We start from the raw sequence: 15,322 nt of genomic DNA, 5'->3' as shown, positions 1-15,322 counted from the left end.
TCCAATGAAGATCGTTATTGATTTGCAAGGTGCGCAGTCGGAAAGCCGGCATCGGGGCATCGGCCGGTACGCGAAGTCCATGGCGCTGGCGCTGACCGAGGCTGCGCAAGGGCGGCACGAGATCTGGTTGGTGCTGAACGAGCGTCTGGATCGTAGCGAAGATAGCCTGCGGCTGGCGTTCTCGCATTGGCTGCCGCCCGAACGCATCGTGGATTACACTCTGCCGGGCCCGATGGCAGCGATCGAGCCGGGCAATGATTGGCGCCGATATGCAGCGGAACTGCTGCGCGAAAACTTTCTGCGCGGGATGGGGGCCGATTGGGTGTGGAATGCCAGCCTGTTCGAGGGCTGGCTGGATGACTCCGCCACGTCAAGCGGACGGCTGACCGGTAGCGCCGCACAGTCCACCACACTGTATGACCTGATTCCGCTGACTCGACCGGAGGAGTATCTGGTCGATAAGCACATGCGTGCGTGGTATATGCGCAAGGTGGATGACCTGCGCAAACAGGATCACTGGTTTGCGATTTCCGAGTGGACCAAGAAAGAAGCAATGGAGTGCCTTGACCTGCCGGCGCAACGAGTCACGGTCGCACCATGTGGTGTGGAAGACGCCTTCACCCAGTTAAATGGGGCAGACGTCGAGTCCGTGCGAGCACGGCTGCGCTTGGTGCACGGCATCGACCGGGATTTCGTGTTCTACATGGGGGGCTTTGACGCCCGCAAGAACGTTTCAAGCCTGATTGCGGCCTTTGCACGGACGAAGGCCGCTATTCGCCACAGTCATCTATTGGTCATTGGCGGCCGAATCAGCAATGGCGAACGGGTACTTCTCCAGGAGGTCATGCGCAAGCATGATCTCAGTGCGACGGATGTGATCTTTACTGGGCAGATCGACGACGTCGAGCTGGTTGGGTTGTACAACGCATGCGCGCTGTTCGTGTTTCCTTCGCTGCACGAGGGCTTTGGCCTGACGGTGCTCGAGGCCATGGCCTGTGGTGCGCCCGTGCTGGCGGCCAACCGAACCAGTTTGCCGGAAGTGGTTGGACAGGACGCCATGCTTTTTGATCCGGCAAACATTGATGACCTTGCTGGGCAGATGGTGCAGGTCTTGGACGATGCTTCATTGCGTCGGGCATGGTCTGAGTACGGCAAGCAGCGGGCGAAAGGGTTCACTTGGCAACGCGGTGCCAAGCGGATGCTGGAGGCATTCGAAGCGGGCAGGGCCAAGCAGGCGGTCGGCGGACGGGAGCACAAAAGCCGTCTGCGGCTGGCTTATGTGTCGCCGCTGCCACCCGAAGCATCGGGCATAGCCGACTACAGTGCCGAGCTGTTGCCGGAGCTGGCCAAGTATTACGCCATCAATGTGGTCGTACCGCCGGCGCAAGCGGCTGTGGTTCAGCTCAAGACCCGCGTACCAGTGCGCACGACCACCTGGTTTGCTCAGAACGCGCATCGGTTTGACCGGATCCTGTACCAGTTCGGCAACTCGCCTTTCCATCTTCATATGTTCGACCTGCTATGGCGGTATCCCGGCACGGTCGTACTGCACGATTCCTGTCTCGGAGCTTTGAGCCATTGGCGCTCGCTCCATGCCGGCACGGAACCCGACTATGCGCGCAGGCTGTACGGCGGCCATGGGTACCGAGCATTGCTCGACGACCAGCAGAGGGGACGCGACTACACCATCGGCGCATACTCGAGCAATACGGAGGTCTTCGAGTCCGCCATTGGTGTTTTGGTGCACTCGGACTACGCCATTGCGAACGCACGGCGTTTCCACGGCGATCATGCGGCTTCGTGGATGCGCCGGATTCCTTTCCCGAAAGCTCCGCATCGGGCGAATCGCAAAGCCGCCCGTAAACACTTGTATTTACCTGACGATGCCTTCGTGGTGTGTTCGTTCGGCATGTTGGCGCCCACCAAACTCAACCATTGCCTGCTGGAGGCTTGGTTGTCGTCGACCTTGGCCAGACGTGCCGATTGCCGATTGGTGTTTGTCGGCGAAAACCATGGCGGCGATTATGGCCAGGCATTGGTGCGGCGCATTGAGCAGGCGCAGGCGCGTTCGCTCATCAGCATCACTGGTTTCGCCGAAGACAACGCTTACCAAGCGTGGCTGGCGGCGGCCGATGTCGCCGTGCAGTTGCGCACGGAATCGCGCGGTGAAACGTCGGCCGCGGTGTTCGATTGTATGGCGCATGCGTTGCCCTTGATCGTCAACGCACACGCCACTTTCGCCGAATTGCCTGACGATGCCTTGGTGAAGCTCCCGGACCATTTCGAAGAGCGAGCGCTGGCCGATGCCTTGGAGCGGCTGGCCGGCTCGCCGACCTTGCGCCAGGCGCTCGCCGAAAGGGCCCTGCACGAAGTAACGGAACATCATGCCTTGCCCAAGGTTGCGCAGGCTTACCGCGATGCCATCGAAACGTTCGCGACTACGCATCCGCTGGCCTTGGAACAAGACACGATCCGAACCCTCGGCGTGGCAGGCGGTGTCGTCACCCAAGAGAAGGATCTGTGGCTGACAGCGCAGGCGCTAGTGCACAACCGGCAACCCATGCGCTTGCCGCGGTTGTTCCTGGACGTGACGGTGGTTGCCGGAAATGACCTCAAGACGGGCATCGAACGTGTCACGCGCAATTTGGCGCGTGAGTTGCTGCAGGCGCCGCCGGACGGATGGCGTGTCGAATTGGTGAAACTGGTCGATGGGCGTTACGTGCATGCGCACGATTTGGCGTTGCGCTTGCTGGGCTTGAAAAGTGTCGACCTTGATGAAGAAGCTGCTGAGCTGGGACGTGGCGATGTCTTTCTTGGCCTGGACTGGGTCGCGGATAGAGTGCCTGCGCACCAGGCGCTGTATCAAAGCTGGCGCCATCGCGGCATTGCCGTCTACTTCCTGGTTTACGACCTGCTGCCTGTATTGCAGCCGGCGTTTTTCCCAAAAGACACCGAGGCCATGCATGCGCGCTGGTTGGAGAGTATCGCCACCTGCGCCGATGGTCTTGTATGCATCAGTCGCACGGTGGCGGAGGAGCTGTGCACATGGATCGATCACCGCCAGGTACCGCGGAAGCTTCCGCTACGGCTGGGCTTCTCGCATATCGGTGCCGACCTGGATGGCAAGCCGGCCGAACCAGAAAAGTTGACTGATACCGACAAAACAGCGTTGGAGGCCATAACCCAGCGCCCCACGGTGCTCATGGTGGGCACCCTTGAGCCTAGGAAGGGGCACGGGCAAGCGCTGGCAGCTTTTGAGGCCCTGTGGGCACATGGCGCAAGCCTGAATCTGGTCATCGTGGGCAAGCAGGGTTGGATGATGGAGGCCTTCTGCCAAAGGCTCCTGAGCCATCCGGAGGCCGGCAAACACTTGTTTTGGTGCCAGGGGATCAGCGACACCATGCTGCGTGGGCTTTACCGCGCGGCCACCGTGTTGCTATCGGCTTCCGAAGGCGAAGGCTACGGTCTTCCGCTGATTGAAGCTGCTCAGTATGGGGTCCCCATCATTGCGCGGGATTTGCCTGTGTTCCGCGAGGTTGCCGGGGCGCATGCCACCTATTTTCAATCCAACGACGCCAGTGGATTGGCGGACACCATTGAGCGCTGGTTTGCGGAGCATGCAGCGTCCCGGGCACCTGGCTCGGTGGGCATGCCTTGGCTGAGTTGGCAGCAAAGCGCCGCGCAGTTGGCTCGGATGCTGCTGGTGAGCGATGCGCCGGGTTGGCTCGCTCCTTGGTGTGCAACGTATGAACCGGGCGTGGCCGTGGGAGCGCAGGGGCTGCAACTCGTACCGGCTGCGGGTTCCATTGCGACGAAGGTAGAATTCACCGGGTGGGGGGAGTCGGAACCTTGGGGCCGTTGGGCACTGGGACAGCGTTCACGCCTGCACCTGCGCTTGTCGGGCCAATGCGATGGCCGACAGCTTTGCCTGGCCCTGCAAGCGAAGGCGTTCGTGGATGCCCGCCATTCGCTGCAACGGTTCCAGATCTACGCCAACGGCCATTTGCTCGACACATGGGATTGCAGCCATGCGCGTCCAGAGGTTTCGCGGCAGTGGCCCGTTTCATCCACTTGGCTTGGTGAGCACGGTGAGCTGGAAATTACCTTGCTACAGGCCGACGCCATCTCGCCTGCAGCGCTGGGGCTGTCTCGGGATACCCGTTTGCTTGGCTTGGGGGTACGGCAGATGTCGCTGGCATGGTTGGATCACGACTCGGCAACGGAAACTGCGACAATGGTTACTTCGCCCGATCTGTGAATCTTCGAATACTTCCAAGGAGAATATGATGAACGTGAACAAATATCGTGGCGCGGCATTGGCGTCGGGGCTTCTTGTATTGCTGTGCGGTTGCGGACAACATCCGGCCATCTCAGCGTCAGATGCGTCGTCTGCATCTTCTGCGGCGACGTCTGCCCAAAACCAGGCGCGCCCGGCGGGTACCGTGTTGCTGGATGTGCAGGCGGATAGCGGCAAGGTGCCAACCCAGGTGGGTCGTGTGGTAGCCGGCAAAGGGTTGGAGTCGACGGGGGCGGCGGGTCAGTTGATGTTTGGCCCGTACGCCAGCATGGCTGCCGGTAATTACACGGTTACCGTATTCGGCCAGTTTGATGGTGCGCAGCCGGCCCAACCGCTGGAGCTCGATGCGTCCTATGCGCAGGGCGCGAAGGTTGCCAAGACCGTGAAGGTCCAGCCGTCCGAAGCGACGGCGGGCCAACTGGCTTCGTTTGATTTCAGCCTACCGCAGCCTGTCAGCGATCTGGAGATTCGTGCGCGGGTGGCAGATGGCACGCATGTCACCATCAAAGGTTACAAGGTAGTAGTCAAGTAACCAGCGGTTTACTGATCGACACTGATTCGATCAAGCAATCGGGCATTCGATTTCTGCGGCAACAACACAAAACCGGCTTTGCTTTTACGTAGCCACTCTTGTTCATACGGAATTAAGTTCAATGAAGACTGCACTAATAACGGGTATCACGGGTCAGGATGGGGCGTACCTTGCCGAGCTGTTGCTGCAAAAGGGCTATGAGGTCTATGGGGCGTATCGACGCACCAGTTCGGTCAACTTCTGGCGCATCAAGGAACGTGGCGTCGACAAGCATCCACGCCTGCACTTGATCGAATTCGACTTGGCCGACCTCGGATCGGCGATTCGTGTATTGCAGGAGAGCAAGGCTACCGAAGTCTACAACTTGGCTGCGCAGAGCTTCGTGGGCGTATCGTTTGCCCAGCCGGTGCTTACGGCCCAGGTCACTGCGGTGGGCGCGCTGAACCTGCTGGAAGCCATCCGTATTGTGAACCCCGAGATTCGCTTCTATCAAGCGTCTACTTCCGAGATGTTCGGTAAGGTGCAGGCTGTGCCGCAGAAGGAGGACACGCCGTTCTACCCCCGCAGCCCTTACGGCGTAGCAAAGCTTTATGCGCACTGGATCACGGTCAACTACCGCGAGTCCTATGGCATTTATGGCTGCAGCGGGATCCTGTTCAACCACGAATCCCCCTTGCGCGGGCGCGAGTTCGTAACACGCAAGATCACCGATACGGTGGCCAAGATCAAACTCGGCCTTGCAGATCGCCTTGAGCTGGGCAATCTGGATGCGAAACGCGACTGGGGATTCGCCAAAGAATATGTTGAGGGCATGTGGCGTATGCTGCAGGCAGATGCGCCCGGCACCTACGTGCTGGCCACTGGGCGCACTGAAACCGTGCGCGACTTCGTTGCCATGGCGTTCAAGGCGATTGGCGTATCGATCGACTGGAAGGGGGCGGGTGAGGCCGAGAGTGGTGTCTGCCATGAAACAGGACGCACCTTGGTGGTAGTCAATCCCGACTATTATCGCCCGGCCGAAGTCGAATTGTTGGTCGGCAACGCCAGCAGAGCGCGGTCTGCACTTGGCTGGCAACCGCAAACCAGCTTGGAAGACTTGTGCAGCATGATGGTGGCCGCTGACCTGGAGCGAAATGCGCATGGGAAATCCTTCTGATCGCCCCCGGCCCGTGGCACTGGTCACGGGCTGCCACGGGTTCACTGGCCGCTACCTGGCATCCGAATTACAGCTCGCCGGCTACGAAGTCAGCAGTCTCGGACAAGAGACCGCACGTGGTACCACGGCAGTGGACCTTTGCGACCGCGCCGGAGTAATGGACGCTGTCGCGGCCGTGCGTCCGGATGTAGTCGTGCATCTTGCGGCGATCAGCAATGTGGCACATGGCGATGTGGATGCGATCTACCGTACGAACGTGGTGGGCACACGCCATCTGCTTGAGGCGCTGGTAGCCAGTGACCACCGGCCACGTTGTGTGCTGCTTGCTAGCAGCGCCAATATCTATGGCAACAGCCAGATCGAGTTGTTGAGTGAGGATGTCACCGCCAGTCCTGCCAACGACTACGCCGTCAGCAAACTGGCCATGGAATACATGGCTAGGCTCTGGATGGATCGGCTACCCATCGTTCTGGTTCGACCGTTCAACTACACCGGCGTCGGGCAGTCCGAAAAATTCCTGCTACCTAAGATCGTCGGACACTTCCGACGCAAGGAGCAGGTCATCGAGCTGGGCAACATCGATGTGGCTCGCGATTTTCAGGATGTTCGGTTTGTGGTGCGCGCCTATCGACGCCTGCTGGATGCTGATGCAGCCGGTCAGGCCGTCAACCTGTGTTCCGGGCACGCATACACCCTGACCGATGTCATACGCATGGTCGGGGCCATGGCGGGGTACCAGATCGAGATCAAGGTGAGCCCGGCGTTTGTGCGTGTAAACGAAGTGCGCCGCCTGATTGGCGACAATCGCAAGTTGGCCGGGCTGATTGGGCCACTGGAAATCATCCCGTTGCAACAAACATTGGCATGGATGTACGCAGCCGAAGATTGAAGCTTGCTGTCAAGCAATCTAAAAAGGACAAAACCATGGCACTGAAAAGCTTCAAAGCCTATGACATCCGTGGCCGCATACCGGATGAACTGAATATAGAACTGGCTGAACGCATTGGTCGCGCGTACGCCGAAGTAGTGGGATGTGGAACCGTGGTGGTGGGTTACGACATCCGCCGCGATAGCCCCGCGTTGGCCGCAGCACTTTCGTCCGGATTGAACCGCGCAGGCTGCAATGTTATCGACATCGGATTGTGTGGCACCGAGGAGGTCTACTTCCAGACATTCCATCGAAAGATTGCTGGCGGCATCATGATCACGGCGAGCCATAACCCCACGGACTACAACGGCATGAAGTTGGTTCGCGAGGATTCGCGGCCGATCAGTGGCGACACAGGGTTAAGAGAGGTTGAACGCCTGGTCGAAGCAGGTCAGTTCCGCGATGCGTCGCAACCTGGCCGCACGCGCAGCGACCACGACAAGTCTGCATATATTCATCATCTGCTTGGCTACATCGACCCAGAAAAGCTGCGCCCGCTGAAAGTTGTGGTCAACGCAGGCAATGGATGCGCCGGTCCGATTGTCGACTTGCTGGCGAAGCATCTTCCTTATAACTTCATTCGCATCAATCATGAACCGGATGCTAGCTTCCCCAACGGAATCCCCAACCCACTTCTTCCGGGTAATCGTTCCGCGACGTCCGATGCCGTACGCAAATATGGCGCCGACCTCGGCATCGCTTGGGACGGTGACTTCGATCGCTGCTTCTTCTTCGACAGCGAAGGCGAGTTTATCGAGGGCTACTATGTTGTTGGCCTACTGGCTACTCAATTGTTGGCCAAGCACCCCGGCGCAAAAATCATCCACGACCCGCGCCTGACCTGGAACACCATCGAGATGGTTCGCGATGCGGGTGGAACACCGATCGAGTCAAAGACGGGCCATGCCTTCATCAAGGAGCGCATGCGTCAGGAAGACGCCATCTACGGTGGCGAGATGAGCGCGCACCACTATTTCAAGGACTTTGCATACTGTGACTCTGGCATGATCCCGTGGCTGCTATTGACCGAGCGCATAAGTAGGACGAGAGAGGGGCTTGCTGACATGCTTCGCGCGAGACGGCAGGCGTTCCCTTGCAGTGGCGAGATCAACTTCAAAGTTGCTAACACTGAGGAGGCCATCGACGCGATTGTAACTCGATTCAGGCAAAACGTATTGACGGTGGGACACGTGGACGGAGTCAGCATGGACTTCGGTAGTTGGCGTCTTAATCTACGTCCGTCCAATACCGAGCCGCTGCTTCGCTTGAACATCGAGTCGAAAGGTTCTCCCGCATTAGTAGAAGCAATGCTTCACGAGATCAGTTCGTTGCTGATATGAATACAAGGCTTTGATCTTCGATTCATGGGCGCCGAAAGCCATCTAACGATCAACATATCGTAAGTTGGTTAAACAGAGGCGTTACCCCATTAGAACCCGCGGGTGCCTCACATCAGTTTTAAGGTAACACTTTCTGCCTCGATGGTGGGCTGTCCTGTGAAATAAATACGAAACTCGTAGGCGGCGCCATCCATATTGTCCGGGACGGTGAATGAGACGCGGAAGGGCTTAAAAATCGTTTGGGTATCGTCGAACTTTCCCGCAACGATAATGTTACCAGCACCAGAGGCAGCGACGTCCCACTTGGTAGTTGGGCCCCCGTGTGTCCTGACGAGGAAGGACACTTGGTATCGCCCAGCTGGCAAATGGACGTATGGACCAAACACCATATAGCCCGGCTTGTCTACATCAGCTTTGGCAATACGATCGCATTGAGGAGTCGTCACTCCCACTTGTGATGGAAGACTACAGGCCTTCCAGGTAAATGATCGCTCGACATTGTCGAGTACTGGCGCGATATCACCCTGTAGCCCGCGCCTTACGACGTGACCACCGTCGGGCAAGTTTGAACGGCAAGAACCATCCCGTGGCGTCAAATAAGTCCATCGGCCAGACCCATAGTCTGTATGGGGGCGAAGGCTCGGGCAGGGCGGAAGCCAAAGTGGCCCGGCAATGCGATCGAATAGCACCCTGACAACCTGCCCTTGGTGTACGTAAAAATACGTATCCTGTGGATTGGCTCCGCCGTCACGATGGCTGATACGCTCAGCAAAGACTTCCGGTACTGGGCTGTACCAGCTTGGAGAATGCCGCAGTAAAAATCTAGCACCGCTGCGGAGTTCAAGATAACTGCCGCCATTGAATGGCGTCCCCATAGAAGAAAGCGAGACCAACTGAGCGAATACGAAACTCCCTATGGTGGTCCACTGCCACGAAGCTTGCTCTATACAACCTATCAGCTCAATAAGGGCGAAACCAGACGGCACGGCGCACCACAACGCGTAGCGCGCCATCCCACTTGAGCCGGAATTGAAGTTGATCGTACTCAGGCTTGGGATGACCATAAGTAGTGTACTGATTGCTGCGAGTAGCAAAATACCTAGTGGCAATCTCGCGAAACGCTTTCGGTTACATAAATAAAGCAAGGCAATGGTGCCTGCGACCGCGAGCCCTGGTATGCCGATAACCATGCCTTGATTTAAGTCGAAGAAAAACGAGACAAGCCGCGCAGCAGATATGTTGGCAGCAGAAGCTTGGCCGGAGTGCGCAATCAGATTGGATGTACCATAGCTAATGAAGTAAAATAATGGGGACAGAAGGAGCGTAACGCAGACTAGAACGCCCTTTGCGAGTTGCTTCGACAGCCACAGTAGTTTGGCGCGGCCCCTCCATAGATTGGGCAGGGTAAGTAAGAGCGACGCCGCGCTCAGGAGCCCTACTGGCGGATTTTGCTGCGCGGCTAATGCAAGTAGGAATGAGGCAAGGAAGTAGCGTCGGTTCTTAAGTTCTATGCCCGCCATGACCATTGTAGAAAATGTGAAGACCTCTGGGCTGCTCCAATTTACATATAAACTGGAGCCACCGAGCCAGATAAAGGCAAACAAGGCCCATTGTTGACCTATCGAGTATCTTCTACAAGACACTGCAAGTATTGAGGCCAATAACAAAATTAACACGTTTGTAAATAAAAAAGAATTAACTGGATCAATATGTAACCAGTTAGACAGCACGAATCCCGGTGCATTGAAGATTGGATAAAGCCAGAAGTGGTAAGAGTAGAACCTGCCGTCTTTTGAGCGAAAATAACCGTTTATTTGCTTGGCTTCGTCGTTACCAAATGCAGGTAACAGTTCACGCATGTAGTTAGCATTAATTGCTTGGATTGCAGGATTGCTCAGCAAATCTGTGACATCAGTCCTTCGTAGATCCGGCGAACGGTGATTGACGATAGACGATGTCATCGCAAGGTATTCAATGCCGTCACCTTGAATGTATGGATCGCGTGAGAACCACACGGATATGATCGTCAATGTGATTGCAATCATAATCAACATTACGCGATGAAACGTGTACGCCCTTGGCGAACCATTTTTAATCTTAAGCATCATGAAATTCGCTATTGCCTATGAAGGACTTTTATGCTGCTAACATACATTGCTAGGGCATTTGGCCGCCACGTCAATTTCGCTCCATAGATCGATACTCTTCGTAAGCTTGAAACAACATATCAGTATCCGAATACTTTGGTGACCAACCGATTGCTAGACGGGTCGGTTCGATATCTACGAGATAGTTGATATCGGCAATGCCGTATTGCTCACGGTGAAGTAGTGGGTGACCTAGTCGTTCAAGCGCGGCAAGCACCCACTTTAGCGGTCGTGCTGGGGTAGCGAATACGCGCGAATTCGAATGGGCCAGGCGAATTGATTCTTCCAACAGGTCGCGCACCGTGGGAGGATTGCTAGAGCCCAAGTTTAGCTCGATGTTTGGGAATCCGGCGTCCGTCGAGGCTAGGATAGCCGTGATCACGTCATGCACGGAAATCATTTGGTAATGATTCTTGCCGTTGCCAATCATTGGTATTGGAAGGTTCCTCCGCATCAGGTCAAATAGCTTAATAAGTATGCCTAGACGCCCCGGCCCGACAATCATGCGCGGGCGCAACACTGTAATGCTCGCGCCACTCTTGCGCATTTGGGTACAAAGGTCTTCGGCGCGAAGCTTGCTGCGGCCATACGGGCCGAGTGGGTTGCGAGGATGTGAAGGGGGAACCGGCAGCTTTTGCGGCACCCCGTAAACCATGTCGGTGCTAAGCGTTATCAGCTTATGGGCGGAATGCCCAGCCATCCAATGCAAGATATTCTCAGTGCCTTTGACGTTTACAGCATTAAACCAAGCATCTTGGTTTACAGTAGGGACCCGGTTATGGAACTGCCGTGCGGCCAAATTGTAGACGATATCCTCGCGCCCTGCAGGAATGGCTGCAAGCTGTTGTGGCTTAGTAATATCAACCTGTAGAAACTTTGCGCCCAACGGTAACGGAAAGCTCGGTTCTTCAATGTCGCATAATAGTTGCACCTCGCCGCGCGTGGATAAGGCCTGAGAGAGGTGGCGTCCAGTAAAGCCGGAGCCGCCAAAGATTATATGGTTAACCATGTAATTACGCCTTCGAAATAAGGACCACGCCGGCACAGATTGCCGCAATGCCTATACATTTGGTGATCGTGATGGGTTCTTTGAAAAAGAAGTAGCCGCCAAACAAAACGATGACATAACCGATACTTAGAAATGGGTACGCAATGCTTACCTGAACCTTAGATAGCACGTACATCCATGTCAATACACTGATGGCATAGCAGAGAAGACCAAGCACTACTCCCCAATTGAGAATTGTAAGTAACGTACCTATGGCAGCCTTCGTACCTCTAGGCATCGTTAGCGAGAGATTGACCAATCCTCTGCGGAGGAATAATTGTGCAGATGCATTTAGAGCAACGGAAAACAATACTGCCGGTAGATAACGCAGTAGTGCAGGTTCTTGTGGCATAGGTCTTGTCCTTGTGGTCTAGATAGCAAAGATCACAACTATGACCATGGCAGCAACAAGGAGGCGGCTGACTTGATCTTTGATTGCGAAGATGACCGGATCGTCGTGCATGGCCCCTCGGTGAGCAATTACCCAAGCACGGCTAATCCAATAAAGCATAATTGGGCATATCAGCCAGAGTGCATGCGGGCGATGATACAGGGCTTGGCTAGTGGTGCTGTCTATGTACAGAGCGAGTACAAGCACAGCCAGATAACCACTCGCACCACCAAGGGATTGAATAAGTGGGATATCATCCACGTGATAGCCACGTCCCTTGGTCATGATACTACCTTGGGAGCGTAGCGCGATCAGTTCAGTATATCGTTTGAGCATGGCTAAGCTGAGGAAGATGAACATGGAGAATGCCAACAACCAAAACGACGGGATAACGTCGATTGCCGCGCTTCCTGCGAGGATTCGCATGGTGTATAGGCCTGCGAGGACTACAACGTCGAGCATGACCTTCCGCTTGAAATAGGATGAATATCCGAGTGTCAGTAGGTAGTAGCTTGCGAGCGCCAACGCAAATTTGGCCCCTATAAGAAGTGCGAGTAAAAATGCGATGATGGTTAGTATTGGGGATAGAAGTATCCCCACGAGAAGCGGTAGTGCACCGGCTGCGAAGGGGCGATGACGTTTCGTATGATGGCGGCGGTCGGCTTGCAAGTCGAGCAGGTCATTGAGTAAATAGACGCTCGAACGCACAAAGACCGAAAATCAAGAACGCAGATAGGCTGTGCAGGAGCGCGGTGCTGTCGACAAGATGAGCCGCTAGCAGTGGTATGAAAATGAGTAGGTTTTTAATCCATTGGTGCAGACGTAAAGCCCTTCCCCAAACACGTGGACTGCTGTTTGCGACAGGGAAGGTTGCTGTGACTGTGCTTACAGCGCTCGCCTGCTTTACGAGCCGACGAGAGTTGCCGACCACAATGGCGTGGCGTGCTTGGCGCCATACGGGAAGGTCTTGCTTTGTGTTACCCACGTAATCAAAACCACCAGCACCAAAGCGTGAGAGCAGAGTACTCGCCTTCTTCTTGCCTGCATTGTTCGTGATGCCGTCGCTGGTGATCACTTCATCAAAGAGTGCGGTGTGCTCAGCCACAGTGCTGACCAACAGTGCGTCGGATGCCGTAGATAATATCAATCGACGCGTACCCCTCTGCTGCCGTAGCCATTCGCACAACTTTGTGTTGTACGGCAGCGTTTCTGCATCTAGACGGACTCGGTTTGCGATCATCCTCTTGAGGCACGCTTTGCCCTGCAATAGCCAATACAATAGAGAGAAAAGCATCCATGGCTTCTTGTGAAGTAGCTGAAGGGCCGATTCGATCAACAGGTCGGAATGGATCAGAGTGCCATCAAGATCGACAACAAGCGGAATATCAGACTTATCAGGTATGGCGGAGGTTTGGAGAGTTTGGTCTACCACATGAGTTTCCTTAACGCCTTGGTAGGGGGCGCTGCCCCCTCCGCCGACTATGAAGGCCGTAGAGAATCCATTACACCGGGAAACCTGCCGATGTTACTTCAGATGTCAGCCTGAGCACTTCAGCAAAGCAGGGCTCTGTATTGGTGGTTAGTTGATGAGGGTTTCAAGCTCGGGAATGATCTTGAACAAATCCCCCACCAGCCCGAAATCGGCCACTTCGAAGATCGGTGCCTCGCCGTCCTTGTTGATGGCGACGATGGTGCCGGCGTCCTTGATACCGGTGAGGTGCTGGATGGCGCCGGAGATGCCGATAGCCACGTACAGCTCGGGGGCGATGATCTTGCCGGTCTGGCCGACTTGCATGTCGCTGGGCACGTAGCCGGCATCCACGGCGGCGCGGGAGGCGCCCACGGCGGCTCCGAGCTTGTCGGCGAGCTTGAAGATGATGTCGAAGTTTTCCTTGGAGCCGACGCCGCGGCCTCCGGACACCACCTTGGCGGCGCTTTGCAGGTCGGGGCGGTCGCTCTTGCCCGACTGCAGGCCAACGAAGCGGGTGTGGCCGGGCAGCACGACGTCGAGCGCGAGGGCTTCGACCGGCGCGCTGGCTGCACCGTTTGCAGCGGCTGGCCAGGAGGCGTTGCGGATGGTGGCGACCACGACGTGCGCGGGGTCGGTTTCGACGTCGATGATGGCGTTGCCGGCGTAGATCGGGCGCTTGAAGTGGGTGGCGTCGGCGACCGCCATGACATCGCTGATCTGCGCTGCGCCAAGCAGCGCGGCAACGCGCGGGGCGACGTCCTTGCCGAACGTGGTGGAGGGCACGAACACGTGGCTGTAGTTGGCGGCGGCCTTGGCGATTTGCGGCGCGAGCACGGCGGCGAGCGGGTGCGCGTTTTCCGCGCGCTCGACGGTGAGCACGCGGCTCACGCCGTCGATCTTGCCGGCTTCGGCGGCGACGCCGGCGGCCTGTGCGGCGAGCACCAGCACATCGATGGCTTCCGGCTTGGCGGCCTTGGCAGCGCTCACGGCGCGCGCGGTGGCGGGGTTCAGCTTGCCGTCCAGGTGTTCGGCGATGACGAGAATCTTGCTCATGATTGTCTCCGGAGCTTTTTTGTAGGAGCCCGCTTGCGGGCGATGGCTTTTGCTCTGAATCTTGGAAGAAGAGCATCGCCCGCTAGCGGGCTCCTACAAGAGAATTGGGTTGAGAGTGTCGCCCACGAGCGAGCGCCCACAATGGGATGGGTTTACAGCAGGCCCTTTTGCTTCAGCGCGGCCACCAGCTCGGCGGCATCCTTCACCATCACGCCCTTGCTGCGCTTGGCTGGCGCGGCGTAGCGGGTGACCTTGAGATGGTCGCCGTTTTCCACGCCGAGCGTGGTGAACTCGATGGTGTCGATCGGCTTTTTCTTGGCCTTCATGATGTCCGGCAGCTTGATGAAGCGCGGCTCGTTCAATCGCAGGTCGGCGGTGACCACAGCCGGCAGATCGATCTCGATGGTTTCCAGGCCGGCGTCCACTTCGCGGGTAACGGTGGCCTTGTCGCCGGCCACGTCCAGCTTGCTGGCGAAGGTGGCCTGCGGGCGATCCCACAGCGCGGCCAGCATCTGGCCGGCCTGATTGGCGTCGTCGTCGATCGCCTGCTTGCCGAGGATGACCAAGCCGGGCTGTTCCTTTTCCACCAGCTTGAGCAGCGTGCGCGCGGCGGTGAGCGGCTGCACGGCGTCGGCAGTGACCACGTGGATGGCGCGGTCGGCGCCCATGGCCAAGCCGTTGCGCAGGTGCGCGGTGAGGTCGGCCGGGCCGATGGCGGCAATCACCACCTCGGTAGCGATGCCTTTTTCACGCAGGCGCAGGGCTTCTTCCAGCGCGATGTCGTCGAACGGGTTGGCCGAGAGCTTCACGCCGTCGGTGACGACGCCAGTGCCGTCGGGCTTGACCTGGATGCGCACGTTGAAATCAACGACGCGCTTGTAGCCGACCAGAATTTTCACCTGTAGGTTCCTCTACCGGCGCCATCAAGGCGCTTCGGATGACAAGAAAGCCGCTATTCT

Annotated in this window: 10 protein-coding genes and 1 pseudogene; 5 read left to right on the top strand and 6 right to left on the bottom strand. The window is 57.0% G+C overall.

The features are described from left to right. The first annotated feature begins 4 nt into the window (after window positions 1–4). The 5 genes from AC3WP6_RS12205 (at window position 5) to AC3WP6_RS12185 (ending at window position 8,253) form a co-directional block, all read left to right on the top strand. The gene (locus AC3WP6_RS12205; RefSeq protein ID WP_492627963.1) at window positions 5–4,258 is read left to right on the top strand and encodes a glycosyltransferase; all 4,254 of its coding nucleotides are present in this window, start codon (window positions 5–7) and stop codon (window positions 4,256–4,258) included. Between the two features lie 28 nt (window positions 4,259–4,286). Then, complete coding sequence (locus AC3WP6_RS12200) at window positions 4,287–4,829, top strand: hypothetical protein (protein ID WP_492627962.1); 543 nt, start codon at window positions 4,287–4,289, stop codon at window positions 4,827–4,829. Between the two features lie 121 nt (window positions 4,830–4,950). Beyond that, entirely contained in the window at window positions 4,951–5,985 is a 1,035-nt protein-coding gene (gene gmd, locus AC3WP6_RS12195) for a GDP-mannose 4,6-dehydratase (RefSeq protein ID WP_492627961.1), read from the top strand. Further along, window positions 5,969–6,874 (top strand): GDP-mannose 4,6-dehydratase, encoded by a 906-nt coding sequence (locus AC3WP6_RS12190; protein WP_492627960.1) that lies wholly within the window; start codon window positions 5,969–5,971, stop codon window positions 6,872–6,874. The genes gmd and AC3WP6_RS12190 overlap by 17 nt, the downstream gene beginning before the upstream one ends. A gap of 35 nt (window positions 6,875–6,909) precedes the next feature. Then, complete coding sequence (locus AC3WP6_RS12185; RefSeq protein WP_492628702.1) at window positions 6,910–8,253, top strand: phosphohexomutase domain-containing protein; 1,344 nt, start codon at window positions 6,910–6,912, stop codon at window positions 8,251–8,253. A gap of 107 nt (window positions 8,254–8,360) precedes the next feature. Here the strand turns inward: AC3WP6_RS12185 and AC3WP6_RS12180 are convergent, their stop codons facing one another. The 6 genes and pseudogenes from AC3WP6_RS12180 to AC3WP6_RS12155 form a co-directional block, all read right to left on the bottom strand. Then, the gene (locus AC3WP6_RS12180) at window positions 8,361–10,361 is read right to left on the bottom strand and encodes a hypothetical protein (protein ID WP_492627959.1); all 2,001 of its coding nucleotides are present in this window, start codon (window positions 10,359–10,361) and stop codon (window positions 8,361–8,363) included. A 70-nt stretch (window positions 10,362–10,431) separates the two neighbouring features. Further along, window positions 10,432–11,409, bottom strand: coding sequence for an NAD-dependent epimerase/dehydratase family protein (locus AC3WP6_RS12175; protein ID WP_492627958.1), 978 nt, complete (start codon window positions 11,407–11,409; stop codon window positions 10,432–10,434). A gap of 4 nt (window positions 11,410–11,413) precedes the next feature. Further along, window positions 11,414–11,686 (bottom strand): EamA family transporter, encoded by a 273-nt coding sequence (locus tag AC3WP6_RS12170; protein ID WP_492628701.1) that lies wholly within the window; start codon window positions 11,684–11,686, stop codon window positions 11,414–11,416. Between the two features lie 132 nt (window positions 11,687–11,818). Beyond that, window positions 11,819–13,223: pseudogene (locus AC3WP6_RS12165) on the bottom strand (UbiA family prenyltransferase). Between the two features lie 195 nt (window positions 13,224–13,418). Next, the gene (locus AC3WP6_RS12160; protein ID WP_492627957.1) at window positions 13,419–14,363 is read right to left on the bottom strand and encodes an electron transfer flavoprotein subunit alpha/FixB family protein; all 945 of its coding nucleotides are present in this window, start codon (window positions 14,361–14,363) and stop codon (window positions 13,419–13,421) included. A gap of 152 nt (window positions 14,364–14,515) precedes the next feature. Continuing rightward, entirely contained in the window at window positions 14,516–15,262 is a 747-nt protein-coding gene (locus AC3WP6_RS12155) for an electron transfer flavoprotein subunit beta/FixA family protein (protein ID WP_492627956.1), read from the bottom strand. Window positions 15,263–15,322 lie beyond the last annotated feature (60 nt).

It is taken from the genome of Rhodanobacter sp. FW106-HT46G03 (assembly GCF_058789895.1).
This window is presented reverse-complemented; position numbering and strand designations above follow the sequence as displayed.

Coding starts and splice junctions, on each gene's coding strand:
- gmd (WP_492627961.1), top strand. CDS start 4,951: ATGAAGACTGCACTAATAACGGGTATCACGGGTCAGGATGGGGCGTAC.
- AC3WP6_RS12185 (WP_492628702.1), top strand. CDS start 6,910: ATGGCACTGAAAAGCTTCAAAGCCTATGACATCCGTGGCCGCATACCG.
- AC3WP6_RS12175 (WP_492627958.1), bottom strand. CDS start 11,409: ATGGTTAACCATATAATCTTTGGCGGCTCCGGCTTTACTGGACGCCAC.
- AC3WP6_RS12160 (WP_492627957.1), bottom strand. CDS start 14,363: ATGAGCAAGATTCTCGTCATCGCCGAACACCTGGACGGCAAGCTGAAC.
- AC3WP6_RS12190 (WP_492627960.1), top strand. CDS start 5,969: ATGGGAAATCCTTCTGATCGCCCCCGGCCCGTGGCACTGGTCACGGGC.
- AC3WP6_RS12200 (WP_492627962.1), top strand. CDS start 4,287: ATGAACGTGAACAAATATCGTGGCGCGGCATTGGCGTCGGGGCTTCTT.
- AC3WP6_RS12170 (WP_492628701.1), bottom strand. CDS start 11,686: ATGCCTAGAGGTACGAAGGCTGCCATAGGTACGTTACTTACAATTCTC.
- AC3WP6_RS12180 (WP_492627959.1), bottom strand. CDS start 10,361: ATGATGCTTAAGATTAAAAATGGTTCGCCAAGGGCGTACACGTTTCAT.
- AC3WP6_RS12205 (WP_492627963.1), top strand. CDS start 5: ATGAAGATCGTTATTGATTTGCAAGGTGCGCAGTCGGAAAGCCGGCAT.